Genomic DNA, 25,547 nt, shown 5'->3' on the forward strand with positions numbered 1-25,547 from the left:
CTAACCCTCTCCCAAAGGGAGAGGGAACGCTGTCACCCTCTCCCTTTGGGAGAGGGCTGGGGTGAGGGCTTCAGACCGCACTGCACTGCTAGTAAAGCGTCTTCTGCGGCGGCCCCGCAAACTTAAGGGCGCCAATCTGCCCCATCCGCACTTCCACAACCGACGGCCCCGGCATCGCCAGCGCCTCCGTCATCACCGCATCAAAATCCTCTGCCCGCTCAACGCTCCACGCCTGTAGGCCAATCGCCTGCGCCAGCAGGGTAAAGTCCGGCGTATGCAGCGCGTTATAATACTGACGCCCGCCGAAATACTTATCCTGAATACCGCGCATCACCCCGTAGCCGCCGTCGTTCATGACCAGCAGCGTCACGTTGGCTTTCTCCTGCGCCAGCGTCGCCAGCTCGCCTAAATTGAGGCTCAGGCCGCCGTCGCCCACCAGCCCCACCACCTTGCGCTGCGGGTTGGCAATCGCGGTGCCGATGGCCATCGGCAGCCCCATACCAATCGCCCCGGCGAGGGAGTGAATGTTCATCATCGGACCGTTAGCCCTGAACAGGCGGCTACCCCACAGGCTGCCGGACACGGTGATATCGCGCACCAGCAGGCCGTCTGTCGGCAGGGCTTTTGCTATGGCGTCGTTAAGCTTCGCATAGGCGCCGCACTGCTCGCGCAGCCCCTGTTCGGCTTGCCCGACCGCCTGCTGCACCTGCATATCCCACTGTGCGTTGCCCCACTCGCGGCCCTGAATTTTGTCTGCAAGCGCGCCAAGCACCGCTGAACAATCGGCTATCAACGTGCTATCCATCAGATAGTTACGGCTTGCTGCCGCCGGGTCGATATCGATCTGCACCCGCGGGGAAGGCAGCTCAAGCGTCCAGGAACGGGTTTCGTTGCTGCGCAGGCGAGAACCGGCCACCAGCGTAAAATCGCACTGCGCGATCAGCGCCTCCACCGACGGCGAGTTGTGAAACGCCCGCAGGCTGGCGCGGTGGCTGTCCGGCAGCACGCCGCGCGCATGGGTGCTGGAAATCACGGTGATGCCCGCATCCGCCAGCGTTTTAACCGCGTCTGCGCTGCCCAGCGCCCCGCCCCCCAGCCACAGCAGCGGCTGTTTCGCCTGTTTTAGCTGCGCCCACAGCGCGTCAACCATTCCGGTATCCACGGCTGGAACCGATGCCGGTTTAACCGGTTTAGTCACCAGCGATAGCGGAATCTTGGCGCCCTGAATATCAATCGGGATTTCCACCGAGACCGGTCCGCACGGCGGGGTCTGCGCGTCCTGGATAGCTTTATGCAGAATCGCTATCGCCTGATTCGCATTGCTGATGCGGTACGCCCGTTTTGAGCTGGCCTTCAGGAAGGTCAGCTGGTCACGGGTTTCATGGATAAACCCGGTGTCGGCGTCCAGCCAGGCTTTCTCAACCTGCCCGGTTAAATGCAGCAGCGGCGTGCAGGCATTCATGGCTTCCACCAGCGCGCCTACCGCATTACCCGCCCCCGCGCCGGTGCTGGTCAGCGCCACGCCGAGGCCGGAAAAGCGCCCGTGGGCATCGGCCATGGTGACGGAACCGGCTTCACCGCGGGCGGGCACAAAGCGGATATTGCCCCGCTGCCCAACCGCATCCGCGATCGGCAGGTTGTGAATAGAGATGACGCCGTAGATGGCCTCAACCTGATACTGCTCCAGCGTTCTGGCGATGGCGTCGCCGACGGTTATCATTTCGCTCATTGCTCACCCTTTCTCAGTCGCACCAGTGGTTGACGCTGTTACCCGTCGCCAGATAAATGCTCTTTTGTTGCATCCAGGCTTTCAGCCCCTGAATACCCTTCTCGCGGCCCAGACCGCTCTCTTTAAAGCCCCCGAACGGGGTCGAAATCGCAAAGACTTTGTAGGTGTTGATCCACACCGTGCCTGCCTCCAGCTGCTCGCTGAGACGCAGGGCGCGCCCGGTATCGCGCGTCCAGATCCCCGCCGCCAGGCCGTAAACCGAGTCGTTCGCCTCGCGGATAAGCGTGGCTTCATCGGCAAACGACATCGCCACCAGCACCGGGCCGAAGATCTCCTCCTGACAGGCGCGGGCGCTGTTGCTCAGCCCTTCGATAATCGTGGGCTGGAAAAAGCTGCCGTTTGCCAGAGCGGGATCGGCGGGGATCTCGCCGCCGCACAGCACGCGGCCCCCTTCACGCTTCGCCAGTTCGACGTACTCGATCACGCTCTGGCGATGTTTTTCGCCGATCAGCGGTCCGACATGCACGCCGTCGGTAAACGGGTGTCCGACGCGCAGCCCGCGAGTTAATTCCAGCAGCCTCGCCATCAGCAGGGCGTAAATGCTCTCGTGGATAAACAGCCGCGACCCGGCGATACACGCCTGCCCCGCCGAGCTGAAAATGCCATAGCAGATCCCGCGCGCGGCCTGTTCGATATCAGCATCCTCCAGCACAATGGTCGGCGATTTGCCGCCCAGCTCCAGCGAGGCCGGGATCAGTTTTTCCGCCGCCACGTGCGCCAGATGACGGCCCGTGGTGGTACCGCCGGTAAAGGAAATTTTGCGCACGCGAGGATGGCGCGCCAGCGCATCGCCAATCACCGCCCCTTTGCCCGGCAGCACGCTCAGCAGCCCGGCGGGCAGCCCGGCCTGTTCAAAAATCCGCGCCAGCTCCAGCGCCATCAGCGGCGTGGCTTCGGCGGGCTTGAGGATCATCGCGTTCCCGGCGGCAATCGCCGGTGCGACCTTCTGCATTTCGCTGGCAATCGGCGAGTTCCACGGCGTGATGGCCGCCACCACGCCGAGCGGCTCATAGCGGCTCAGCGTCAGCAGATCCGGCTGGCGCGGCGTGGGCAGTTCCCCTTCCAGCAGCTCGCAGGCGGCGGCAAAGTAGCGCGCCGTTCCCGCCGCGCTCATCACCAGCCCGCGCGCTTCCGCCAGCGGCTTGCCGTTATCACGGCTCTGCATCTGCGCCAGCGCGTCGACGCGGGATTCAATGAGATCGGCAACCTTATGCAGGATCTTCGCGCGCATATGCGGCAGGCTGTTACGCCATGCGGGATCGCGCCAGGCGCGCTCTCCGGCGTCTACCGCCTCCTCCAGGTCATACAGACTGGCGGCATTCAGCGTCGCGTTGATCGACCCGTCTGCCGGGAAGTGGCTCTGCATCGGGTTGCCGCCGCCGTGTCGCCACTGGCCGCCGATAAAAATCTTCAGATCGTCCATCGTCTCTCCTCAGCTCAGGGCCAGCTCGCGGCAGGCGCGCACCGCGCTCAGTGCCGCCAGGGTGGAGGTTTTAGGATTAGAAGCCAGCGGCAGTCCGCTCAGCTCCAGATGAAACTCGCCGAACAATCCTTCCACATGGAGCGTGTGGGTGTTACGTTTCGTTGCCGGGTCAACCATCAGCTGCACGCGGGTGTCGTCCATCCCGACGCCGCCGAGCGCCACGGTCGCCGCCACGTTGGCGTTCGCCGGGAACAGCCGCGCCGCCTCGCGGGCGCTGCCTTCAAAAAAGACCTTTGCCTCTGACACCGCATTCAGATCGATAAGCTGCTCGGCATAGCTGCCGCGCCAGCTGGCCGGGCTTTTGCGCGACTGATAGGTAACGCGCTCAAGGCCGCCCTCTTTCGCCGCCGCCAGCCCGTCGATACCGGCCACCGCACCGGAAAGCAGGGTGAGTTTTCCGCCCGCAGCGAGCAGACGCTGCTCCAGCGCGCTGTCCGCCAGCGCGCCGGTGGAAATGACGGCCAGATGCCAGCCGCGACGCAGGATCTCTTCCCCGTACTGGGCCACCGCCTGCTGGCTGGCGCATTCCAGCACCAGATCCGGCGTTTGTGCGCACGCCATCGGCGACGTCAGCGCCTCAACCGCATCGCCAAACTGGTCGTGAATGGCGGCATGGTGAGACGCGCGCGCCACGATCCAGCCGATAGCCACGCCGGCGGGCAGGCGCTCAATCACCGCCTGTGCCATGGCGCCAAAACCAATCAACATTACCTTTTTCATGATGTGTCCTTACAAATGGCGGCAGAAGCCGCCGGAAACGTCCAGCGCCGCGCCGGTGGTAAACGAGGCCAGCGGCGAAGCGAGGAACAGCAGCGCCTGCGCGGGCTCCTGCGGCTTGCCGAGGCGCGCCATCGGAATGCCGCGCTTGCGCGCGATATCCGCCGTCCACTCCGGCCAGCTCTGGCTTTTGTCCGCCCGGTTTTCAAAGCGGCGCTGCCACTGGCCGGATTCCACCATGCCGAGCAGAATGGAATTGACGCGAATACCTTTGCCCACCAGCTCTTTCGACAGCGTCAGCGTCATGTTCAGCAGCGCGGCACGAGCGGCAGAGGTGGCGATCATGTGCTCCTCCGGCTGTAGCGCCAGCAGGGAGTTCACGCAGGTAACAGAGGCAATGTCGGACTGCTCCAGCAGAGGCTGAAACGCCTGCACCGGGTTAATCACCCCGAACAGTTTGAGTTCGGCTTCGTGCAGCCACGCCTCGCGCGGGGTGTCATGGAAGTGCGCCACGTAGCCCTGCCCGGCGTTGTTGATCAGCATATCCGCCGCGCCAAAACGCGCCTGCACCGCATCCGCAAAGGCCTGAACTTCGTCGGCGTTCAGCACGTCGCAGCGGTAAGCGAAAATCTCCCCGTGGGGAAATTCGTTTTGCAGCGTCGCATGGGCGCTGGCGAGCCGGTCCGGGTCACGGCCGCAGAAGGCGACTTTCGCCCCTTCACCCAGCAGCAGGCGCAGCGTTTCAAAGCCAATGCCGGAAGAACCGCCGGTAACGACCGCTACGCGCCCGTCAATGTGTGCATTCATCGCGCACCTCTTCGTTAATGCGTAAAAGCTGTTGGTTGAAAAACGCGTCGTTATCGAGATAGCTGGCGTGCCCGGCCTGCGGAATGGCGATAAACGGCATGCCGTAGCGCAGCGCCAGACCCTGAACCAGTTCCGGCTGGGTGATGGCATCCTGCTCGCCGCACCAGACTTCAAACGTGCCGGAGTAGCGTTTAAGCCAGCCGTGAATGTCGTCATGTGCCAGCATCCACGCGGCAGCGAGATAGCCTTCCGGGCGCAGCGCCCGCATGCCCGACGCGACGGTGGCGATATCTTCCGCGCGCGCGCCGGGGCGCAGCAGCTTCGCGGCGCGGGTCTGGGCGAGGATGTCGCCCCCCAGCGCCATCTGCTGCTCGCGGTTGCGCCAGACCTGCTCCCGCTGCTCCGGCGCGGCATTGCCGTACCCCTGCGCGGCGTCGGCCAGCACCAGATGAATGACGCGATCCGGGAACTTTGCCGCAAAGGCGCTGGCCACCAGCGCCCCCAGGGAATGGCCGACCAGCACTGCCTGCCAGACACCGGCGCGATCCAGCATGGCCGCCAGCGCGTCGGCGTAATCCCCCGCGTTTGCCCGCGCTACGGCCAGCATCGGGCTTTCGCCGTAACCGGGCATGTCCCACGCCAGCACGCGAAAACCGTTCAGCGCCATCTGCTTGTGCCAGGAAGCGGCGCCGGAGCTGATCCCGTGCAGCAGCATCAGCGGAATGCCGCTTCCCTGTTCACGAAAACCCGTCATCATGCCCCCCTTAGTTCCGCTTCACTTTGGAAAGCGGATGGTCGGACGGATAGGTTGGGATTTCCGGCTTGTTGGTCCCCAGCATGACGCACATCAGCGCTTCTTCTTCGCCGTGGTTAAACAGGCCGCGATAGATGCCCGGCGGAACGGAGATCAGGTCACGCTCACGCAGCACGGTTTCGGTGTAGTTGTCGCCGTCCTGGATCATCAGCGTGATTTGCCCTTTAAGCATGAAGAACACCTCTTCCACGTCGTCGTGCAGGTGCAGCGGCCCTTCGCACTTCGACGGCAGCACCATGGTGGAGAAGGTAAAATGGTCCGCCTGCACGGTGTTGGTGTCGTTCGCGACGCCCGTTGCGCCGGTGCCGATATAGCGCATCTGCGCCCGGCGGTATTTCGGGTCAAAATCGGCCTGGAACTTCAGCGCGTTCCAGTCGTATTTGCGCCCTTCGAAGCGCGCGATGCGCGACTCGACCCACTCTTCCATCGTCAGATGGTCAGGTTTGATGCTTGTTGTGTTGGTTACGGTTGAATCAGTCATGACACTCTCCTCAGTAACGTCTCAGCAGCGGCAGTAACAGGACGCAGCCCACCGCCGCCATCACCGCCAGAAAAATCAGCCCGGAATCCATGCTGTGGGTGAAGGCGATAAGCGCGCCCATCACCGCCGGCGACAGCGCGCCCGCAAAGTTTCCCAGCCCGTTGAAGATACCGCCCGCCGTGGCGCTCACCCGGGGATGGGTGGCCTTCGCCAGCAGGGCGAAAATGTTGGGCGCGCCGGTGCCCCACATAAAGGTGCTGAAGCTCATCGCCGCGATGACGGCCAGCGGGGTATCAAGGTGCATCACCGCCGCCAGCCCGACGGCCGCCCCCGCCATGGAGATAAAGCATGCCGCCGCGCGCTTATCGACCCTGTCCGAGAGCCACGCGCCAATCACTTCCCCTGCCAGCATGGCGATGAACGGCATCGACGACAGCCAGCCCGCGTGCTCCAGATGAATGCCTTTGCCTTTGATCAGGTAGCCCGGCAGCCAGCCGTTGATGCCCCACAGATAGGTCAGGAAAGCGATGTTAAAGATGCAGATGATCCAGAAGTGCGGGCTGACGAACAGCTCACGCCGCGCCGCGCGCCGCTCGTCCCGGGACGCCTGCGAGGTGCCGGGTTTTGCCTCCAGGCGGATCCCGCGCAGACCAATGCGCACAAAGATAAGCACCGGCACGGTAAGCATGGCCATCACAAAGAAAGTGCTCTGCCAGCCAAAGGTGTTCAGCAGCCAGAGGGAAAGCGGGAAACCAATCGCCGCGCCCACCGGGGTCCCCAGCAGCCACAGCATGGTGGCGCGCGCCTGCAAATGCTGGGGGAAGTTGTGACGTACGATGGCGAAGGCCAGCGGGAACAGCGGTCCTTCCGCCACGCCCAGCAGAATACGCAGGACGATCATCAGCGTGTAGTTATGGGTAAAGCCCATCGCCACCATCAGCACGCACCACACCGCCATCATCCCGGTGAGCAGGCGCAGCGGCGCGATTTTGTCGCCTAAACCGCTTAAAAACACCGATGAGAAGCCATAGCTCAGCAGGAAAGCGCTCATCAAAATGCCGAGACGCGTGGTGTCGAAATCAATGCCCATCGCCTGCTGGAAATGGGTATCCGAAAAGAGCGCCGCGATGCTGATTTTGTCGAAAAACGCCAGCAGCACGCAGGCCAGCAGCGACAGCGGGATGGCCCAGCGCACCGCTTTTTCGGGCGTGCGGGTCCCCTCACCGCTCGCCTCAACCGGTGCGGTGTTAGTCTCTAGTGTGGTCATCTCTCCCCCTACGGGTGCGGGTTAGCTATCGCAGTGACATCAGTGAAAAGGTCGGGTCGGCGAGCGGCACGTCGGACAGATCCCGCCCCGCCGCCATCCAGCGCTTCGCCAGCTTGACGGTACGCGCATCGTCGAACGCCACCAGCTGCGTCAGCCTCCCGTTGTCGTCCAGCGAGAAGTACAGCGTCTCTTCACGCACGACCGTTCTGCTGCCCGGCTGCGGAATGCCGAGGATCTGGATGTTGTGCTGGTATTGATCCGACCATAGCCACGGCGCGTCGTCATAGCCCGGCGCATCGGGGTTGAGCATCGCTTTCGCCGTCGCCGCAGCCTGATTCTGGGCGAAGGCCCAGGACTGGATGCACAGCCCGTAGTGATGGTGCTGGGCGACATCTCCTGCGGCAAAGATGAACGGATCCGACGTGCGTCCCTGGGCATCCACCACGATCCCGCGCCCGGTTTTCAGCCCCGCATCGCGCGCCAGCTCCAGATTGAGATCGACGCCGATCCCAACCACGACCGCATCAAAGGTTTCACGCTGGCCGTCGCAGTGTATGACCGGCAGGCCGCCGTCGTCCTCCAGCTCCAGCGCACCGCAGCCGGTACGGATCTCCACCCCCTGCTCGCGGTGGATGGCCTCCAGGCGCTGCGACACCTCGCCGCTCACCGAGCGCATGCAGAGCGCGGGCTGCTGCTCGAACAGGGTGACCGCCACGCCGCTTTTCCGCGCCGAGGCAGCAATCTCCAGTCCGATCCAGCCGCCGCCGACGATCGCCAGTTTTTTACTTTCCGCCAGACGACTTTTCAGGCGCTGCGCGTCCTGCCAGTGGCGCAGGGTATAGACCTGCGGATGGCTGGCCCACGCCTGCGAAGGCAGGCGCGCCCGACCGCCGGTAGCGATTAAAAGGATGTTGTAACTAAGCCGCTCGCCGTTGCTAAGAACGACTTTTTTCTCATCGCGATCGACAGATTCAGCGCGCAGCGGCCGGTACCAAGCCAGGTTCAGCGCCTGCTGCACCTCGTCGGTAAACAGCCTTGGGAGCGCCGCGTCCGGCTCCAGCAAAGACGCTTTCGACAGCGGCGGGCGCTCGTAGAAATCCCACTCTTCTTCCGCTACCACGCAAATCTCGCCGTCGAAACCCTCATCGCGCAGGGTTTTCGCCGCCCAGCCGCCCGCCTGACCGCCGCCGATAATGACAATGCGCGATGTCATACCGCCTCCGGCTTTTTCTGCTGACGGCGCGTGTCGTGGTCAATCCCGCCTTCCACCGCCCACTCGGTAAAGGAGACCAGCGAATGCTCCAGCTCACGCGGCTGCCAGTTTTCCGTCAGATAATCATCGTTGGTGTAATACTCAAACGCCCCGCCGGTCGGGCTGTTGACGTACCAGAAGTACGCCGACGACACCGGATGACGGCCCGGCCCGATAAAGGTGCTCCAGTCATGTTTATTCATCGCGATACCGCCGCCGATCACCTCGTGGATGTCGCGCACGGTGAAGGCCACGTGGTTGAGGCCGCGCTTGCGGTTCGGCAGTTGCAGCAGGAACAGGTTGTGATGGCCGCCGCGCACGCCGCAGCGCAGGAACACGGCGCGGTTGATATAGCGGTCCGAGACCTGGAAGCCGAGCACCTCGCGGTAGAATTTCTCCACTGCCGCCAGCTCTTCCACGAAGAACACCACATGCCCCACGTTGATCGGCTGGGCGCGATCGTAAACCGGGCTGGGGGTGTCGATACGGCGGGCATCGCCCCACTGGTTAATCGGCTCGACGTTCAGCTCCACGTCAGTTTGCTGGGTCACCTGCACGCGCAGCGTCATGCCGTTCGGGTCCAGGCACTCCAGCGCGTCGCCCACTTCACGAAAACCTGGCTGTTGCGCCAGCTTCGGGCGCAGCGCGTCCAGATCAGACTGGCTGGCAACCGCCCAGGTCATGCGGCGCAGGGTGTTGCCCGCTTCAAACGCGGGCGGCAGGTCGGGGCTGTCGATCGGGTTAAGCTCCACGCGCGCGCCGCTCAGGGTGGTGAAACGCTGGCCGCTGGCATCGCCCGTCAGGCCAAAATCACGCATAAATTTGGCGCAGTGCGTCAGGTCTTCCACACCAAATTCCAGCTTTTCAATTCCGGTTACACTCATCGTTCGTTGCCTCATCTGGCCCAGATTGGGCGTAAAACATGCCCGACGCAGTCAAGCGCCTGACGTTAACTCACTGATTTAACTGGCCTGTGATAAATACCCTAAGAAGCCAGAAATTTTATCCGCCGCGAGGCGAACCTCGTTTTGCAGGCGCTCGCGGTCGCTCTGCGGGATCTCCTCCGACGGCACCAGAATGCTGACCACCGCCGCCACGCGGCCGCTTCGGTCATACACCGGGTAGACGATGGAGGAGATGCCGTGGCGGAAGAAGGATTCGCCGATGACATACCCGCGGGCTTTGTCCTGCTGCACCATCTGCCACAGGGCTTCACGGTCGTGAAGCTGCCCCGGCGTGTTGCCCGGCAGACGCTCATGCGGGAACAGCTGTTCGAAATCAGCGCGGGAAATATCGGTCAACAGCATGCGGCCGAGCGAGGTGCAGTGCACCGGCAGGCGGGTACCAATGCTGACCTGGTTGATGCGCGACCCGGCGGCGCTGACGCGGGCGATGTAGATAATGTCGCGCCCGTCGCGGATCGCCAGATGGCTGCTGCACTGGCTCACGTCGCGCAATTGCTCGATCACCGGCTGGCCGACCTGCGCCACGTCCAGCGAGGCGATGTACTCAAAGCCAAGACGCAGCACGTTCATGCCCAGCGAAAAGGTATTGGTGCGCGTGTTGCGCTCCAGAAATCCCATGTACTCCAGCGTCTGGACCACGCGATAGGCGGTAGCCTTCGGCATATCCACCAGCCGGTGCAGTTCGGCAAAGGTCAGATCGCGATGCTGTTCGCCAAAGGCCAACAGCAGCTGTAAACCGCGCTCCAGCCCCGGCACCAGATACTTCACTTCCCGATCGTTTGCCATCATCGCCCTACCTCAATTAAAGACAAAACCGCCGTTGACCGGGATCAGCTGTCCGGTGATGAATCGCGACAGATCGCTAAGCAGCCAGACCACGCTGCCGGTGACATCCTCCGGCTGCTGCGCCCCCGTTAATGCGCGACCGTTTTCGTAAAGCTGATGCCGCTCGGCCGGCACATATTCGGTTGCCTCGACGCGGGTTAATCCCGGGGCGATGGCGTTGATTCGAATGCGCTTTTCGCCAAGCTCGCGCGCCATTGAGCGGGTCATGGCAATCACCGCGCCCTTGCTGGCGACGTAGGCTATCAGGCGCGGCGCGCCCCACAGCGCGGTGTCGGACGCCACGTTCACAATGCCTGCCCCTTCGCGCAGCAGCGGCACGGCGACGCGCGTCACCAGCCAGGTGCCTTTGACGTTCACGCTCATCACGCGGTCCCACAGGTCAGGATCGTAATCGAGCATGTTTTTGCCGCCCACGCCCGTCGCCATCGCCGCGTTGTTCACCAGGCCGTCAATCTGCCCCTGCTCGCCAATGGCGCTGAACACCTGGTCGATAGAGTGCTGATCGGCCAGATCGATAACGTGCGATTCGATCGCATAGCCCTGCTCGCGCAGCCGGTGGACGCTCTCGGCCAGCTCGCCTTTGAGTATGTCGCACATCACCACCGCCGCGCCCTGCTCCGCGCAGGCCTGGGCAAAGTGGTAGCCCAGCCCGCGCGCGGCGCCGGTCACCACGATGCGCTTGCCGCTCAGCAGCCCATTCATCAGGCGGCTCCCTGCTGTGCTTCACGCATCGCCAGCTGCTCTTTGGCGGCCTTTTGCATCATGCGACGCAGGCGGGAAAGGCCGACGTCGTGCTGATACAGGTACTCATGATCGCGCGCGTTTGGCGCCAGGCTCTCCAGCACCACGCGGTCCTGCTCCAGCACTTCCCAGTGCAGTTTTTCCAGCCGGTTGCGGTACATGAAGCGCCACATATCGCGCTGCCAGCCCTGTACGCGGCGGATGCGCCAGAAGAAGACGCGGCAGTTGTCGTTATCTTCCGGCACCACCATGCCGACGATAAAGAAGTGGCCGCCCGGTCCGAAGCGCTTCTTGTACGGAATGGAGAGGCGCATCCAGCAGGTGCCGCTGTTGCCGAGCTCAACCCAGTCGAAATTGACGCCGCTCTGCCCTTTCTTCTCGAAAATAAAACCGGTTTTGGTCGGCTGGAGCACCATGTCGGCCTTGCGGTCCCCTTCCGCCATCGAGTGCGACGAGGAGTGCAGATAGGTGCCGTGCATCGGGTCCATCACGTTTTCCAGCGCGTACTGGTAATTGCATTTCCACGCGGCGGTGCAGAGGAAGTTGCTGAAGTTTTCCGTGTCGGCGAGTTCATCCGGGAAGGTCAGTTCGTCCGGCTGCTGGTCCGCGGTGACGCCAAACCACAGGAAGATGGCGCCGTGCGCCTCCTGCACGTTATAGCTGCGCACGCACTGCTGGCCGACCAGCGGACATTTATCCACGGCGGGCACGTCTTTCACCTCGCCGTTGCCCGCCACCTCTACGCCGTGATACCAGCAGGCAATGCGGTCCCCGAGGTTCCAGCCCATCGACAGGCGCGCACCGCGATGCGGACAGCGGTCCTCCAGCGCCTGAACCTGTCCATCTTTATTGCGCCAGACCACAATCTGCTCGCCCAGGCGGGTGATGCCCACCGGCGCAGACTGCACTTCCCAGCTCGCCAGCACCGGATACCAGAGGCCGCGCAGGCCTTTATCAAGATAGTTTTGTACGGTCGTCGTCATCGCGTTGCCCTCAGTAGCCGTTAACCTGTAAGAATGCCTGGAAGCTGGCGTCGCTCCACGGCTCGCCCTGCTGGTCGTGCATACGCACCGCGTTCAGCCCGCTTACCAGCTCCGGCAAGGTTTCAACGCCCTGCTCGAAGAGATCTTCCAGCGTCGCAATCAGCTTCACTTCCCAGCTTTCCGGCTCGCGGCTGCGGGTCTGCCAGATCAGGTTGGTGTAATCACCCGGCTTATGAATGGCGCCATTACCGCCCTCTGCCGGCGGGGTAAACTGGCGGCTTTCCGGCAGCGCCGGGTTGTAGTTCAGCGTGTCGCTCATGCCACGGTCTCCTCAACGAAGGTAATCTGAATCTGGTTTTCAAAAACCCGAACCGGGTAACGATTGAGGTTGCGTCCTCCGGGGCCGTGCAGACACTGGCCGGTTTTGACGTCGAACACCGCCTCGTGCAGCGGGCATTCCACCTTGCCGTCTTCCACGAAGCCCTGACTCAGCAGGGCATAGGCGTGCGGGCATACGTCCTCCAGCGCGTAATATTCACCGTCGATCAGGTAAACGCCGATCTCTTTACCGTCGACGTTGCCGCTAAAAGGGAAATCTTCCTGTACTTGTTCTGCGTCACATACGCCTATCCAGCTCATCACGATCCTCCAGGCTTTTGTTTCATATATGAAACTCTGTTTCTTATTTAATACGGTCAATATAAAAGCGATGAATGTTTCGTCAAGCGACAATGTGACGAATTTGTTAATCGATCGGCAATTAATTAACTAAGTGTGCAAGGGATCACGAAAAAATGCAGCGATATGAAATTTTCATTATTGCAGCGTGAGAAATAGGTTTTTTTAATGGTCTCTTATTTTCAATAAAAGATATTGACTTCTTTTCTTTTTACTCTCTAAAAATAAATGAACGTCACCTCTTTCGCGTTTCACCTGTGAAACGAATTTTTAATTTATCTTTAATAAACAAAGAGTTTCACAGGTGAATCATTTTAGCTCCGTGACAATCACATTGATGAAAAATATAAGTTACAAAAAACGTAAGGCGGACATGATGACGGCAAGATGGCAAGGCACGATTGCGCTTTTATTACTCATTATTATTTCCTACGTCGATCGGGTAAATATCTCGGTAATGATTTTAAACCCGGAATTTGCCGAACATTTTCAGTTAAATGAAAACAGAATGTTACAGGGCCTGCTCATGACCTGCTTTCTTCTGGGTTATGGGTTTTCCGCTTTATTATTAACGCCAGTTATTGAAAGCAAACTTCATTATCGGCAAGGATTATTAAGCAGCATTGCGATTTGGGCCGCGGTCTGCGCGGCTTCACCTTTGCTCGGCTCGCTGACGGGAATGCTCATCGCCCGCGTGATTCTGGGGATCGCGGAGGGACCGCTTTTTTCACTGAAAACGCGCTTTATCAGCGATAACTTTAGCGCGCAAGAGATCGGCAAACCCAACGCCGTGACCGCGCTGGGCGTCTCGCTCGGGCTGGCCGTGGGCTTTCCGCTGGTGACCTGGCTGATGTCGCATCTGGGCTGGGCCGGGTCGTTTTACGCCCTGGCGGTGATGAATCTGGTGTTGGGCGGCGGGCTCATCTGGCGTTTTCTGCCCGCGCCACACAGCCCGGTGAAGATGAAAAAACCGGGGTTTGTTCACACCTTCACGCTGGCCTGGCAGACGCCGCTGCTGGGCTGGATCCTGCTGGTTGAAATCGCCACGCTGAGCTATCTGTGGGGCAGCAGCGCGTGGCTGCCCGCATGGCTGCGTGACGAGCACCACTTCTCGCTGCACGCGACGGGCATGCTTGCGGCGGTCCCCTTCCTGCTGAGCCTGGGGTCAAAGTTTCTGGGCGGCGTGCTGCTCGACAAAATGCGGCCGGAACAGGCGCCGGTACTGTTTGTGGTGGGCGGTACGTTGACGGCACTCTCCGTGATCGCACTGATGCTCAGCCATCAACCCGCATGGCTGGCGCTCTTTATGCTTTCGGCTAACGTCTTCTGGGGGCTACAGGGAGCGGCTATTCCGGCGGTGATCCAGCATCACGCCGCGCGGGAAGCGGTGGGCAGCGCTTACGGCATAATCAATGGGATCGGCAATATCTGCGCGGCGTTTATTCCGCTGCTGATGGGGATGGTGATGAGATCGGTGGGGTCGGTCAGTTCAGGCTTTTCGGTGCTGGTCGTCTCGCAGGTTGTCACCCTGCTTGCCGGGGGAATGTTGCTGCTGCGCATGCGGCGCGCAGCAGCAATCAGCGCGTAAGGCTTATTCGCCTTTTTTCGCCGCCTGGATGTAGAGCATTTCCAGCGCCAGGGTCGCCGCGGCCAGCGCGGTGATCTCGGACTGGTCATAGGCCGGAGCTACTTCCACCACGTCCATCCCGACGATGTTCAGATCCTTCAGGCCGCGCACCAGCTTGATGGCGCGGTCTGATGTCAGGCCGCCGATCACCGGCGTACCGGTACCCGGTGCGAATGCCGGATCAAGGCAGTCGATGTCGAAGGTCAGGTAGACAGGCATATCGCCGACGATCTGCTTAACCTGAGACAGAATATCGTCCACGCCGCGATCGTTCACCTGGCCCGCGTCGAGTACGGTGAAGCCGTTGTCTTTGTCGAACTCGGTGCGGATGCCGATCTGCACGGAGTGGTTTGGATCGATCAGGCCTTCTTTCGGCGCGGTATAGAACATGGTGCCGTGGTCGAATTCACAGCCGTTCGCGTAGGTGTCGGTGTGCGCATCGAAGTGCACCAGCGCCATTTTGCCGAAGTGCTTCGCGTGGGCGCGCAGCAGCGGCAGGGTCACGAAGTGGTCACCGCCGAAGGAGAGCATGCGTTTACCGGCCGCCAGCAGCTTCTCGGCGTGCGCCTGCAATTTTTCGCTCATTTCACGCGCGTCACCGAAGGCGTACACCAGATCGCCGCAGTCCACCACGTTCAGGCGCTCGCGCATGTCGAAGTTCCACGGGAAGCGGTTGTGCTCCCAGGCCAGGTTGGTGGAAACCTGACGGATCGCCGCCGGGCCATGACGTCCACCCGCGCGACCGGACGTTGCCATGTCGAACGGTACGCCGGTGATCACCCAGTCCGCATCGCTGTCGTACGGCTGGAAGTTCATCGGAAGGCGTAAAAAACCAAACGCGTTAGATACCAGAGAGTTATCGTACTGATGACCTAAAGTGCTCATGTCCTGACCTCTTATAAAGTCGATACATTAAAAACAGATGAAAAAAAATCCCCTCCGCGTCGTTAAACCCGACGAGGAAGGGATTGATTCGTAAATCGCATATTGGGGCGAATTATCGCCGTTAATCCATATGGGTTCAAGTGAGTATAGCATTCTGCCGGATGGCGGCTTCGCCTTCTCCGGCCTACATTCGTAGGCCCGGTAAGCGCAGCGCCACCGGGCATCGGCGGCACAGCGGCCTGATGCCCTCACCCCGCCCCTCTCCCACAGGGAGAGGGAGGTTTTCTTACTCGTCTTCCAGATACGTATACCCGTACAGACCCGCTTCAAACTCTTCCAGGAACTGCTGCTGCAAGGCATCGTCCAGACCGGTGTTTTTCACCTGATCGCGGAACTGGGTGAGCAGTTTTTTCGGATCCAGCTGAACGTATTCGAGCATGTCCGCCACGGTGTCCCCTTCGTCGGACAGCTCAACCTCCACGCTGCCGTCAGGGAAGACAAACACGTCAACCGCTTCGGTATCACCGAACAGGTTGTGCATGTTACCGAGGATCTCCTGATACGCCCCCACCATAAAGAAGCCCAGCATTGGCGGGTTCTCCGGATCGTACTCCGGCATTGGCATCGTCGTTGCGATACCGTCGCCGTCGACGTAGTGGTCGATTGCGCCGTCGGAGTCACAGGTGATGTCCAGCAGCACGGCGCGGCGTTCCGGGGCGTGGTTCAGCCCTTCCAGCGGCAGAACCGGGAACAGCTGGTCGATACCCCAGGCATCCGGCATCGACTGGAACAGGGAGAAGTTGACGTACATTTTGTCCGCCATACGCTCCTGCAACTCGTCGATAATTGGACGGTGCGCGCGGTTGCTCGGATCGAGCTGTTTCTGCACTTCGTGGCACATATTCAGATAGAGCTGCTCCGCCCACGCGCGCTCTTGCAGGCTGAAGGTGCCTGACGAGTAGCCGACGTGAATATCGTGCAGGTCCATCTGGCTGTCGTGCAGCCATTCGCGCAGGGAACGACGCGTGCCCGGCTCGTGCATCTCCTGCCAGGTTTCCCACATGCTTTGCAGGGAACGTGGAGCATCGTCTGCCGGAGGCGTGGCTTCGGTGATTTCGCTACGCTCAACGCCGATGATGTTAGAGACCAGCACCGTATGGTGTGCAGTGACCGCGCGGCCGGATTCGGTGATTACCGTCGGGTGCGGCAGGCCGTGCTCTTCGCAGGCATCGCCAATCGCCCAGATGATGTTGTTGGCATATTCGTTCAGGCCATAGTTTACCGAGCAGTCAGACTGCGAGCGGGTCCCTTCGTAGTCCACGCCCAGGCCGCCGCCCACGTCAAAGCACTGAATATTCACGCCGAGCTTATGCAGCTCAACGTAGAAACGCGCGGATTCACGCACACCAGTGGCGATGTCGCGAATATTGGCCATCTGCGAGCCGAGGTGGAAGTGCAGCAACTGAATGCTGTCCAGACGACCGCGCTCGCGCAGAATTTCCACCAGCTGAAGCACCTGGTTCGCCGCGAGGCCAAACTTGGATTTTTCACCGCCGGAAGACTGCCATTTACCGGAACCCTGCGACGCCAGTCGCGCACGCACGCCAAGGCGTGGGATCACGTTCAGACGCTCGGCCTCTTCCAGCACGATCGCGATTTCGGTCATCTTCTCGATCACCAGATAGACCTTGTGGCCCATCTTCTCGCCAATCAGCGCCAGACGAATGTATTCGCGGTCTTTATAGCCGTTACAGACGATCACCGACCGGGTCATGCCCGCGTGCGCCAGAACCGCCATCAGCTCCGCTTTAGAGCCTGCTTCCAGGCCCAGCGGCTCGCCGGAGTGGATCAGGGACTCAATCACGCGACGGTGCTGATTGACCTTGATCGGGTAAACGAGGAAATAGTCGCCGTTATAACCATACGATTCCCGCGCGCGTTTGAACGCGGCATTAATAGAACGCAGGCGATGTTGCAGGATCTGCGGGAAGCAGAACAGTGCAGGCAAGCGCTGACCCTGCGCTTCACGGGTTTTCACCAGTTTAGCGAGATCCACGCGCGCTTCCGGGACGTCCGGATCCGGGCAGACACTGATGTGGCCCAGCTCGTTAACGTCGTAGTAGTTATTGCCCCACCAGGCAATATTGTAAGTGCGCAGCATCTTGCTGGCTTCCTGGGAGCTCATCGCAACCTCCTGCATAGAACGTAGTACACCCTGTTCGCCTGCTGACGAAGGCGAAAGCGAAGACATGTCGTCAGACATAGCGAACCTCAACTCTTTGTATTAAGTGTAAAACAGTTGACTACTATCGCAGCGTTATACGGCGATAACAACCCATTAACGGCTCCATTTCCCAGCAGAGTATGCTGAAATCCAGACCGTGCGACCGGTTTCTTATTCATATCATTGTAAAACACGTATCCGAACTCTGTATGACAAGGTTCGGCGAAACCACGAGAAAACTCCTGTATTAACAAGAGCGCCCTTGTTCAGTTTTCACAAAGCGTGACCGGCTCTGGAATCCTGAGAAGCACCGAGATGGGTATAACATCGGCAGGTGTTTAGACCAGAAGTGCGGGTGGGAATCAAATGCGCGCCAGAACGGCTGCGCTGAATGAGCGGAAAACGATGGTTCATTATCTGGTATCACCTCCACGGCCGCCTCTGCTGAAACGGACCACAAGCCAAAGCTAAAAGTTCACTGCTTAACCCGGCTGGAAGTGGCGACACGATGTGTTCATCGAGCGCTTATTTTATATGAGCCGCGCGCCGCGTTTTATACCGAGAAGGTCGCTAAAAAGCAAAACAAAAATGCGCATGTTGCCAGCGTCGTCAGGAAAAATTTCCAGCAGCGTTTTCAACACAGTGAGAGGTGAGTCAAAAAAAACTGGAAATCAGGTGAAGAAGTGACCTAAAATAGACGTCCAGATGTTAATCCATCCATACCGATTAACACTCAGACTGCCAGTGTCAAAATCCTGTAGGCCTTGGTAGAATTATCTCCTATGGCTATTCCACACAGCAGCTTGAGCTAACCAAATTCCTCTTAGGTGAAATAAAACATGGCAAAACACCTGTTTACGTCCGAGTCCGTATCAGAAGGACATCCTGATAAAATTGCTGACCAAATCTCCGATGCGGTGCTGGATGCGATCCTCGCGCAGGATCCAAAGGCGCGCGTAGCGTGTGAAACCTATGTCAAAACCGGCATGGTTCTGGTTGGCGGTGAGATCACCACCAGCGCATGGGTTGATATCGAAGAGATCACCCGTAACACGGTGCGTGAGATTGGCTATGTACATTCTGATATGGGCTTTGATGCCAACTCCTGCGCCGTACTGAGCGCGATTGGCAAACAGTCTCCGGATATCAACCAGGGCGTTGACCGTGCCGATCCGCTGGAACAGGGCGCGGGTGACCAGGGCCTGATGTTCGGCTACGCAACCAACGAAACCGACGTGCTGATGCCAGCGCCGGTAACCTACGCCCATCGTCTGGTGCAGCGTCAGGCTGAAGTGCGTAAAAACGGCACCCTGCCGTGGCTGCGTCCGGATGCGAAAAGCCAGGTGACCTTCCAGTATGACGACGGGAAAATCGTCGGTATCGATGCAGTGGTTCTTTCCACGCAGCATGCGGAAGAGATTGACCAGAAATCCCTGCAAGAAGCGGTGATGGAAGAGATCATCAAGCCGGTTCTGCCAACTGAATGGCTGAGCTCTGCGACCAAATTCTTCATCAACCCAACCGGACGCTTTGTTATCGGCGGCCCAATGGGTGACTGCGGTCTGACCGGTCGTAAAATCATCGTAGATACCTACGGCGGCATGGCACGTCACGGCGGCGGCGCATTCTCCGGTAAAGATCCGTCTAAAGTTGACCGTTCTGCGGCGTACGCTGCACGTTATGTGGCGAAAAACATCGTTGCTGCCGGTCTGGCTGACCGCTGTGAGATCCAGGTTTCCTACGCTATCGGCGTGGCTGAGCCAACCTCCATCATGGTGGAAACCTTCGGTACTGAAAAAGTGCCTTCTGAACAGCTGACCCTGCTGGTGCGTGAGTTCTTCGACCTGCGTCCATACGGTCTGATTCAGATGCTGGATCTGCTGCACCCAATCTACCAGGAAACCGCAGCGTACGGTCACTTTGGCCGCGAACATTTCCCATGGGAAAAAACCGACAAAGCCGCCCTGCTGCGTGATGCTGCCGGTCTGAAATAATCGACTGCCAGTAGCTTAAACAGGCCAGCCTTTGTGCTGGCCTTTTTTATGTCGGGTGGCGGCTATGCCTTACCCGACCTACGGGTAGTGAGTTTTTGTAGGCCGGGTAAGGCGCAGCCGCCACCCGGCAATGTTTGGAACCGTTTACACCTCACTCTCTATACCCCGCTTTCAGAATATTCTCTTTGCATGATCGCATTTCTTCTGCTGTTACATTCCCTTTCAGTTAAGTCTGAAATTTGTGCAAACGCGATGCACATCAATTAATTTACCTCTATATTTTCAAAGATTTAATTATTTTTACGGTTACAAGCCAGTGTAACCGATTACACCGTTGTGATTTGACTCACATATTTTTATGAGCCGCTCACCTACTCTTAATATCGTAAAAACTGATAACCCAACTGGAGGGCATAATGCCTGACAATAATAAACAGGGGCGTACGTCCAATAAGGCAATGACGTTCTTCGTCTGCTTCCTCGCCGCTCTGGCAGGATTACTCTTTGGCCTGGATATTGGCGTAATTGCCGGTGCATTACCTTTCATCACCGATGAGTTCCAGATTAGCGCGCACACTCAGGAATGGGTGGTTAGCTCCATGATGTTCGGTGCCGCCGTCGGCGCGGTCGGCAGCGGCTGGCTCTCCTTTAAGCTCGGGCGTAAAAAGAGCCTGATGATCGGCGCGATCCTGTTCGTTGCCGGCTCACTGTTCTCTGCCGCTGCACCTAACGTTGAAGTGCTGATCATCTCCCGCGTGCTGCTCGGTCTGGCAGTGGGCGTGGCGTCTTATACTGCCCCGCTGTACCTGTCTGAAATCGCTCCGGAAAAAATCCGCGGCAGCATGATTTCCATGTATCAGCTGATGATCACCATCGGTATTCTGGGGGCTTATCTCTCGGATACCGCATTCAGCTACAGCGGCGCATGGCGCTGGATGCTGGGCGTAATCATCATTCCAGCCATCCTGCTGCTGATTGGCGTCTTCTTCCTGCCGGACAGTCCGCGCTGGTTCGCCGCCAAACGCCGCTTCCATGATGCCGAACGCGTGCTCTTACGCCTGCGTGATACCAGCGCCGAAGCCAAAAACGAGCTGGAAGAGATCCGCGAAAGCCTGAAGGTCAAACAGTCCGGCTGGGCGCTGTTCAAAGAGAACAGCAACTTCCGCCGCGCGGTGTTCCTCGGTGTGCTGTTACAGATCATGCAACAGTTCACCGGGATGAACGTCATCATGTATTACGCGCCGAAAATCTTCGAACTGGCGGGCTACACCAACACCACCGAGCAGATGTGGGGCACCGTGATCGTCGGCCTGACCAACGTGCTGGCGACCTTTATCGCTATCGGTCTGGTGGACCGCTGGGGACGTAAGCCAACCCTGACGCTGGGCTTCCTGGTGATGGCCGTCGGGATGGGCGTGCTGGGTACCATGATGCACATGGGCATTCATTCCCCAACGGCACAGTACTTCGCCGTGGCGATGCTGCTGATGTTTATCATTGGGTTTGCGATGAGCGCCGGTCCGCTGATTTGGGTGCTGTGCTCTGAGATCCAGCCGCTGAAAGGGCGTGATTTTGGTATCACCTGTTCTACCGCGACCAACTGGATTGCCAACATGATCGTCGGCGCAACGTTCCTGACCATGCTCAATACCCTGGGTAACGCCAATACCTTCTGGGTCTACGCCGGTCTGAACCTGTTCTTTATCGTTCTCACTATCTGGCTGGTTCCTGAAACCAAACATGTTTCACTGGAACACATTGAACGTAACCTGATGAAAGGTCGTCCTCTGCGCGAAATCGGCGCACACGACTGATCCTCCTGCGGGAGGCGCCTCTTGCGCCTCCCCGCTTCCCGCTTTATGCTCTGCCCCTATGAAAGCTCCCCGTCTCCCCATCGCCATTCAGCAAGCCGTCATGCGCAGCCTGCGGGAAAAACTCGCCCAGGCCAACCTGAAGCTCGGCCGCAATTATCCTGAACCGAAGCTGGTCTATCAGCAGCGTGGCACCGCGGCAGGCACCGCCTGGCTGGAATCGTATGAGATCCGCCTGAATCCGGTGCTGATGATGGAAAACCAGCAGGCGTTTATCGACGAAGTCGTCCCGCACGAACTGGCGCACCTGCTGGTGTGGAAACACTTTGGCCGCGTCGCGCCGCACGGCAAAGAGTGGAAATGGATGATGGAGGCGGTGCTCGGGGTTCCGGCTCGCCGCACCCATCAGTTCGAGCTGGAATCGGTACGCCGCAATACCTTCCCTTACCGCTGCCAGTGTCAGCAGCACCAGCTTACCGTCCGCCGCCATAACCGCGTGGTGCGCGGCGAGGCGACCTATCGCTGCGTTAAATGCGGCGAACCGCTGGTTGCGGAATAATCACTCGAACTTTCAGGAACTTTCCTGATCTGACTGATTGCATACGGGAACAACATTCGTTACGTTGCGGGCTCGTTTTGACACGGAGTGTAAGATGTCCCGTAATGTTTCTCTCGCGGTCGCTTTTCTGGCGACAGCGCTCTCCGGCCATGCTCTGGCCGACGGTATTCACAGTTTCTCTCAGGCAAAAACCGCGGGCGTAAAGATTAACGCCGACGTACCGGGTGATTTCTACTGCGGCTGTAAAATTAACTGGCAGGGTAAGAAAGGGGTCGTGGATCTTGGATCCTGCGGCTATAAGGTGCGCAAGAACGAGAATCGCGCCAGCCGAATCGAATGGGAACACGTTGTTCCGGCCTGGCAGTTTGGCCACCAGCGCCAGTGCTGGCAGGACGGTGGACGTAAAAATTGCGCAAAAGATCCGGTCTACCGCCAGATGGAAAGCGATATGCACAACCTGCAACCCGCCGTGGGTGAGGTCAATGGCGACCGCGGAAACTTCATGTACAGCCAGTGGAACGGTGGCGAAGGCCAGTACGGTCAGTGCGCCATGAAGGTCGATTTCAAAGAGAAAGTCGCCGAACCACCTGCCCGCGCGCGCGGCAGCATCGCCCGCACTTATTTTTATATGCGCGACCGCTACGATCTCAATCTTTCCCGCCAGCAGACGCAGCTCTTCAATGCCTGGGACAAGCTCTACCCGGTGACGGACTGGGAATGCCAGCGCGATGAACGTATCGCCAAAGTCCAGGGGAATCACAACCCTTACGTCCAGCGGGCTTGCCAGGCGCAAAAGAGCTAACCTACACTACGGCAATTCGCTTATATCGCATGACACATGGAATTTCTGACTATGCGCATCCCTCGCATCTATCACCCTGAACTGATTACCCCAGGCGGCGAAATCGCCCTGTCTGATGATGCCGCAAACCATGTAGGTCGCGTGCTGCGCATGGGGGCAGGCCAGGCGATTCAGCTCTTTGACGGCTCTAATCAGGTTTTCGACGCTGAAATTACGCGCGCCGATAAAAAAAGCGTGCACGTGAAGGTGCTGCGTGGCGACGTGGACGACCGGGAATCCCCGCTGCACATTCACCTGGGCCAGGTGATGTCGCGTGGGGAAAAGATGGAGTTCACCATTCAGAAATCCATTGAACTGGGTGTAAGCCTCATTACGCCACTTTTTTCTGAGCGCTGCGGCGTTAAACTGGATGCGGAACGTCTGAACAAAAAGATCCAGCAGTGGCAAAAAATTGCCATTGCGGCCTGCGAACAGAGCGGCCGCAACCGTATCCCGGAGATCCGCCCGGCGATGGATCTGGAGGACTGGTGTGCAGAAGAGGAAAGCGGGCTTAAGCTCAATCTTCATCCGCGCGCCAGCGCCAGCATCAATACGCTGCCGCTGCCCGTTGAGCGTGTACGCCTGCTGATTGGCCCGGAAGGCGGCCTGTCGGCTGACGAAATTGCCATGACGGCGCGTTACCAGTTTACTGATATTCTGTTGGGACCTCGCGTTCTGCGCACTGAGACAACGGCACTCACCGCCATTACCGCGCTACAGGTGCGATTTGGCGATCTGGGTTGAAGCAAAGCCTGACCCATAACCGGAGAAGAAGATGATTAAGCTCGGCATCGTGATGGACCCCATCGCAAACATTAACATCAAGAAAGACTCCAGCTTCGCTATGCTGCTGGAAGCGCAGCGTCGCGGCTATGAACTCCACTATATGGAGATGAACGATCTTTACCTGATCAACGGTGAAGCCCGCGCACGCACCCGCATCGTTAACGTCGAGCAGAACTACGAAAAATGGTACGAATTCGGTACCGAGCAGGATATTGCCCTGGCCGACCTTAACGTGATCCTGATGCGTAAAGATCCGCCGTTCGACACCGAATACATTTACGCCACCTATATCCTTGAGCGTGCCGAAGAGAAAGGAACGCTGATCGTCAACAAGCCGCAGAGCCTGCGCGACTGCAACGAGAAGCTCTATACCGCATGGTTCTCTGACCTGACGCCGGAAACGCTCGTCACCCGCAGCAAAACGCAGCTGAAAGAATTCTGGCAGAAGCACGGCGACATCATCATGAAGCCGCTGGACGGCATGGGTGGCGCGTCGATCTTCCGCGTGAAAGAGGGCGATCCGAACATTGGCGTGATTGCCGAAACGCTGACCGAGCTGGGAACCCGCTACTGCATGGCGCAGAACTATCTGCCGGCCATTAAAGACGGCGACAAGCGTGTGCTGGTCGTAGACGGCGAGCCGGTGCCTTACTGCCTGGCGCGTATCCCGCAGGGAGGGGAAACCCGTGGCAACCTGGCGGCTGGCGGCCGTGGCGAACCGCGTCTGTTAAGCGAAAGCGACTGGGAAATTGCCCGCCGCGTCGGCCCTACGCTGAAAGCCAAAGGCCTGATCTTCGTCGGCCTCGATATCATCGGCGATCGCCTGACCGAAGTGAACGTCACCAGCCCGACCTGCATTCGTGAAATCGAAGCGGAATTCCCGATCTCGATCACCGGAATGCTGATGGACGCTATCGAAAAACGTTTACAGAAATAACCTGTGACAGCGCCTGTGTTTATCCCCATACTGGGCGCTGTCGCTTTTTAAACCAGGAAACAGTACCTCTGACAATGAATTTACAGCATCACTTTCTTATTGCCATGCCTGCTCTCCAGGATCCGATTTTCCGCCGCTCCGTGGTCTATATTTGCGAATACAACGAAGACGGCGCGATGGGGATTATCATCAATAAGCCGCTGGAAAACCTCCAGGTGGAAGGCATTCTGGACAAGCTGAAAATCCCTGCTGAAGCGCGGCTGCCGGAAATCCGTCTCGATAAACCGGTGATGCTCGGCGGCCCGCTTGCAGAAGATCGTGGCTTTATCCTGCATACCCCGCCGGTTTTCTCGTCCAGCATTCGTATCTCCGATAACACCGTCGTCACCACCTCTCGCGATGTGCTTGAAACGCTAGGCACTGCCAGTCAGCCTTCTGAGGTGCTGGTTGCGCTCGGCTACGCCTCCTGGGAAAAAGGGCAGCTGGAACAAGAAATTCTGGACAACGCCTGGCTGACAGCCCCTGCGGATATGAATATCCTGTTTAAAACCCCTATCGCCGATCGCTGGCGTGACGCGGCAAAACTGATTGGCATTGATATTCTGACCATGCCTGGCGTTGCGGGGCACGCGTAATGAGCGGCACCCTTCTCGCCTTCGACTTCGGCACCAAAAGCATCGGCGTCGCTGTGGGTCAACGGATCACCGGCACCGCTCGCCCGCTCACGGCGCTGAAAGCTAACGACGGCACGCCGGACTGGAACCTTATTGAGCGCTTGCTCAAAGAGTGGCAGCCGGACGACGTGATTGTCGGCCTGCCGCTAAACATGGACGGCACCGAGCAACCGCTTACCGCCCGCGCGCGCAAATTCGCGAACAAAATCCATGGCCGCTTTGGCGTCTCCGTTAAGCTGCACGATGAACGTTTGAGCACCGTCGAGGCACGCGCTGGCCTGTTCGAGCACGGTGGCTTCCGGGCGCTGAACAAAGGCAGCGTGGATTCAGCTTCAGCCGTCATTATCCTCGAAAGCTATTTCGAACAGGGTTACTGAGCGCCGGGG

The 25,547-nt window shown here is 59.2% G+C and carries 27 protein-coding genes; 9 read left to right on the plus strand and 18 right to left on the minus strand.

Annotated features, from left to right (window positions below; all coding sequences use genetic code 11):
* Positions 1 to 88: 88 nt before the first annotated feature.
* The 14 genes from ACOTY5_RS11495 to ACOTY5_RS11560 all read right to left on the minus strand — a co-directional run bounded on the left by ACOTY5_RS11495 (position 89) and on the right by ACOTY5_RS11560 (position 12,784).
* Positions 89 to 1,729 carry a thiamine pyrophosphate-binding protein gene (locus ACOTY5_RS11495; protein WP_045141935.1) on the minus strand — a complete coding sequence of 547 codons (1,641 nt, stop codon included), beginning with the start codon at positions 1,727 to 1,729 and terminating at the stop codon, positions 89 to 91.
* A gap of 13 nt (positions 1,730 to 1,742) precedes the next feature.
* Positions 1,743 to 3,212 carry an aldehyde dehydrogenase gene (locus ACOTY5_RS11500; protein ID WP_023304397.1) on the minus strand — a complete coding sequence of 490 codons (1,470 nt, stop codon included), beginning with the start codon at positions 3,210 to 3,212 and terminating at the stop codon, positions 1,743 to 1,745.
* Between the two features lie 9 nt (positions 3,213 to 3,221).
* Positions 3,222 to 3,992: an aspartate dehydrogenase gene (locus ACOTY5_RS11505; protein WP_023295404.1), complete on the minus strand. Its 771-nt coding sequence runs from the start codon at positions 3,990 to 3,992 to the stop codon at positions 3,222 to 3,224.
* A gap of 9 nt (positions 3,993 to 4,001) precedes the next feature.
* On the minus strand, positions 4,002 to 4,796 hold the full coding sequence (locus tag ACOTY5_RS11510) for an SDR family oxidoreductase (protein WP_045141934.1): 795 nt from the start codon (positions 4,794 to 4,796) through the stop codon (positions 4,002 to 4,004).
* A complete protein-coding gene (locus ACOTY5_RS11515) occupies positions 4,780 to 5,550 on the minus strand; it encodes an alpha/beta fold hydrolase (protein ID WP_045141933.1) in 771 nt (256 codons plus the stop codon). The genes ACOTY5_RS11510 and ACOTY5_RS11515 overlap by 17 nt, the downstream gene beginning before the upstream one ends.
* A 10-nt stretch (positions 5,551 to 5,560) precedes the next feature.
* Positions 5,561 to 6,091 carry a cupin domain-containing protein gene (locus ACOTY5_RS11520; RefSeq protein ID WP_045141932.1) on the minus strand — a complete coding sequence of 177 codons (531 nt, stop codon included), beginning with the start codon at positions 6,089 to 6,091 and terminating at the stop codon, positions 5,561 to 5,563.
* 10 nt (positions 6,092 to 6,101) lie between these two features.
* Positions 6,102 to 7,358, minus strand: coding sequence for an MFS transporter (locus tag ACOTY5_RS11525; protein WP_015571825.1), 1,257 nt, complete (start codon positions 7,356 to 7,358; stop codon positions 6,102 to 6,104).
* Between the two features lie 25 nt (positions 7,359 to 7,383).
* Positions 7,384 to 8,571, minus strand: a complete 1,188-nt coding sequence (locus ACOTY5_RS11530) for an NAD(P)/FAD-dependent oxidoreductase (RefSeq protein ID WP_045141931.1) — start codon at positions 8,569 to 8,571, stop codon at positions 7,384 to 7,386.
* Positions 8,568 to 9,494 (minus strand): VOC family protein, encoded by a 927-nt coding sequence (locus tag ACOTY5_RS11535; protein ID WP_015571827.1) that lies wholly within the window; start codon positions 9,492 to 9,494, stop codon positions 8,568 to 8,570. The genes ACOTY5_RS11530 and ACOTY5_RS11535 overlap by 4 nt, the downstream gene beginning before the upstream one ends.
* A gap of 78 nt (positions 9,495 to 9,572) precedes the next feature.
* Positions 9,573 to 10,361 carry an IclR family transcriptional regulator gene (locus tag ACOTY5_RS11540; protein WP_045141999.1) on the minus strand — a complete coding sequence of 263 codons (789 nt, stop codon included), beginning with the start codon at positions 10,359 to 10,361 and terminating at the stop codon, positions 9,573 to 9,575.
* A gap of 12 nt (positions 10,362 to 10,373) precedes the next feature.
* On the minus strand, positions 10,374 to 11,123 hold the full coding sequence (locus ACOTY5_RS11545; RefSeq protein ID WP_045141930.1) for an SDR family oxidoreductase: 750 nt from the start codon (positions 11,121 to 11,123) through the stop codon (positions 10,374 to 10,376).
* Positions 11,123 to 12,145, minus strand: a complete 1,023-nt coding sequence (locus ACOTY5_RS11550) for an aromatic ring-hydroxylating oxygenase subunit alpha (protein ID WP_006811913.1) — start codon at positions 12,143 to 12,145, stop codon at positions 11,123 to 11,125. The genes ACOTY5_RS11545 and ACOTY5_RS11550 overlap by 1 nt, the downstream gene beginning before the upstream one ends.
* A gap of 10 nt (positions 12,146 to 12,155) precedes the next feature.
* Entirely contained in the window at positions 12,156 to 12,464 is a 309-nt protein-coding gene (locus ACOTY5_RS11555; RefSeq protein WP_017382919.1) for a recombinase-like helix-turn-helix domain-containing protein, read from the minus strand.
* Positions 12,461 to 12,784, minus strand: coding sequence for a Rieske (2Fe-2S) protein (locus tag ACOTY5_RS11560; RefSeq protein WP_003860044.1), 324 nt, complete (start codon positions 12,782 to 12,784; stop codon positions 12,461 to 12,463). Before ACOTY5_RS11560 ends, ACOTY5_RS11555 begins: the two co-directional genes overlap by 4 nt.
* A gap of 415 nt (positions 12,785 to 13,199) precedes the next feature.
* On the opposite strand from ACOTY5_RS11560, the gene ACOTY5_RS11565 reads away from it, so the two are divergent.
* Complete coding sequence (locus ACOTY5_RS11565) at positions 13,200 to 14,411, plus strand: MFS transporter (protein WP_026094259.1); 1,212 nt, start codon at positions 13,200 to 13,202, stop codon at positions 14,409 to 14,411.
* Between the two features lie 3 nt (positions 14,412 to 14,414).
* Here the strand turns inward: ACOTY5_RS11565 and speB are convergent, their stop codons facing one another.
* The 4 genes from speB to ACOTY5_RS11585 all read right to left on the minus strand — a co-directional run bounded on the left by speB (position 14,415) and on the right by ACOTY5_RS11585 (position 17,973).
* Positions 14,415 to 15,335, minus strand: coding sequence for an agmatinase (gene speB, locus ACOTY5_RS11570; protein ID WP_003860040.1), 921 nt, complete (start codon positions 15,333 to 15,335; stop codon positions 14,415 to 14,417).
* Positions 15,336 to 15,621: 286 nt separating this feature from the next.
* Positions 15,622 to 17,598: a biosynthetic arginine decarboxylase gene (speA, locus tag ACOTY5_RS11575; RefSeq protein WP_017382922.1), complete on the minus strand. Its 1,977-nt coding sequence runs from the start codon at positions 17,596 to 17,598 to the stop codon at positions 15,622 to 15,624.
* A gap of 8 nt (positions 17,599 to 17,606) precedes the next feature.
* A complete protein-coding gene (gene yqgB / locus ACOTY5_RS11580; protein ID WP_057979949.1) occupies positions 17,607 to 17,738 on the minus strand; it encodes an acid stress response protein YqgB in 132 nt (43 codons plus the stop codon).
* Positions 17,739 to 17,832: 94 nt separating this feature from the next.
* The gene (locus ACOTY5_RS11585; protein ID WP_418235904.1) at positions 17,833 to 17,973 is read right to left on the minus strand and encodes a hypothetical protein; all 141 of its coding nucleotides are present in this window, start codon (positions 17,971 to 17,973) and stop codon (positions 17,833 to 17,835) included.
* Between the two features lie 425 nt (positions 17,974 to 18,398).
* Here ACOTY5_RS11585 and metK point away from each other — a divergent pair, with 425 nt between their 5' ends.
* The 8 genes from metK (at position 18,399) to ruvX (ending at position 25,538) form a co-directional block, all read left to right on the plus strand.
* Entirely contained in the window at positions 18,399 to 19,553 is a 1,155-nt protein-coding gene (gene metK, locus ACOTY5_RS11590) for a methionine adenosyltransferase (protein ID WP_003860037.1), read from the plus strand.
* A 416-nt stretch (positions 19,554 to 19,969) separates the two neighbouring features.
* The gene (gene galP, locus ACOTY5_RS11595; RefSeq protein WP_015571832.1) at positions 19,970 to 21,367 is read left to right on the plus strand and encodes a galactose/proton symporter; all 1,398 of its coding nucleotides are present in this window, start codon (positions 19,970 to 19,972) and stop codon (positions 21,365 to 21,367) included.
* 58 nt (positions 21,368 to 21,425) lie between these two features.
* Entirely contained in the window at positions 21,426 to 21,923 is a 498-nt protein-coding gene (locus ACOTY5_RS11600; RefSeq protein WP_015571833.1) for a SprT family zinc-dependent metalloprotease, read from the plus strand.
* 94 nt (positions 21,924 to 22,017) lie between these two features.
* Entirely contained in the window at positions 22,018 to 22,725 is a 708-nt protein-coding gene (endA, locus tag ACOTY5_RS11605; protein WP_003860034.1) for a deoxyribonuclease I, read from the plus strand.
* A gap of 51 nt (positions 22,726 to 22,776) precedes the next feature.
* Entirely contained in the window at positions 22,777 to 23,508 is a 732-nt protein-coding gene (gene rsmE, locus ACOTY5_RS11610; RefSeq protein WP_017382923.1) for a 16S rRNA (uracil(1498)-N(3))-methyltransferase, read from the plus strand.
* A gap of 31 nt (positions 23,509 to 23,539) precedes the next feature.
* Positions 23,540 to 24,487, plus strand: coding sequence for a glutathione synthase (gshB, locus tag ACOTY5_RS11615; protein WP_045141929.1), 948 nt, complete (start codon positions 23,540 to 23,542; stop codon positions 24,485 to 24,487).
* A gap of 74 nt (positions 24,488 to 24,561) precedes the next feature.
* Positions 24,562 to 25,122, plus strand: a complete 561-nt coding sequence (locus ACOTY5_RS11620) for a YqgE/AlgH family protein (protein ID WP_006811924.1) — start codon at positions 24,562 to 24,564, stop codon at positions 25,120 to 25,122.
* Complete coding sequence (gene ruvX / locus ACOTY5_RS11625) at positions 25,122 to 25,538, plus strand: Holliday junction resolvase RuvX (RefSeq protein ID WP_006811925.1); 417 nt, start codon at positions 25,122 to 25,124, stop codon at positions 25,536 to 25,538. The genes ACOTY5_RS11620 and ruvX overlap by 1 nt, the downstream gene beginning before the upstream one ends.
* Positions 25,539 to 25,547: the final 9 nt, after the last annotated feature.

Origin of the sequence: Enterobacter cloacae complex sp. SHL018, from assembly GCF_049237905.1 — a bacterium.
GTDB lineage: Bacteria > Pseudomonadota > Gammaproteobacteria > Enterobacterales > Enterobacteriaceae > Enterobacter > Enterobacter hormaechei_C.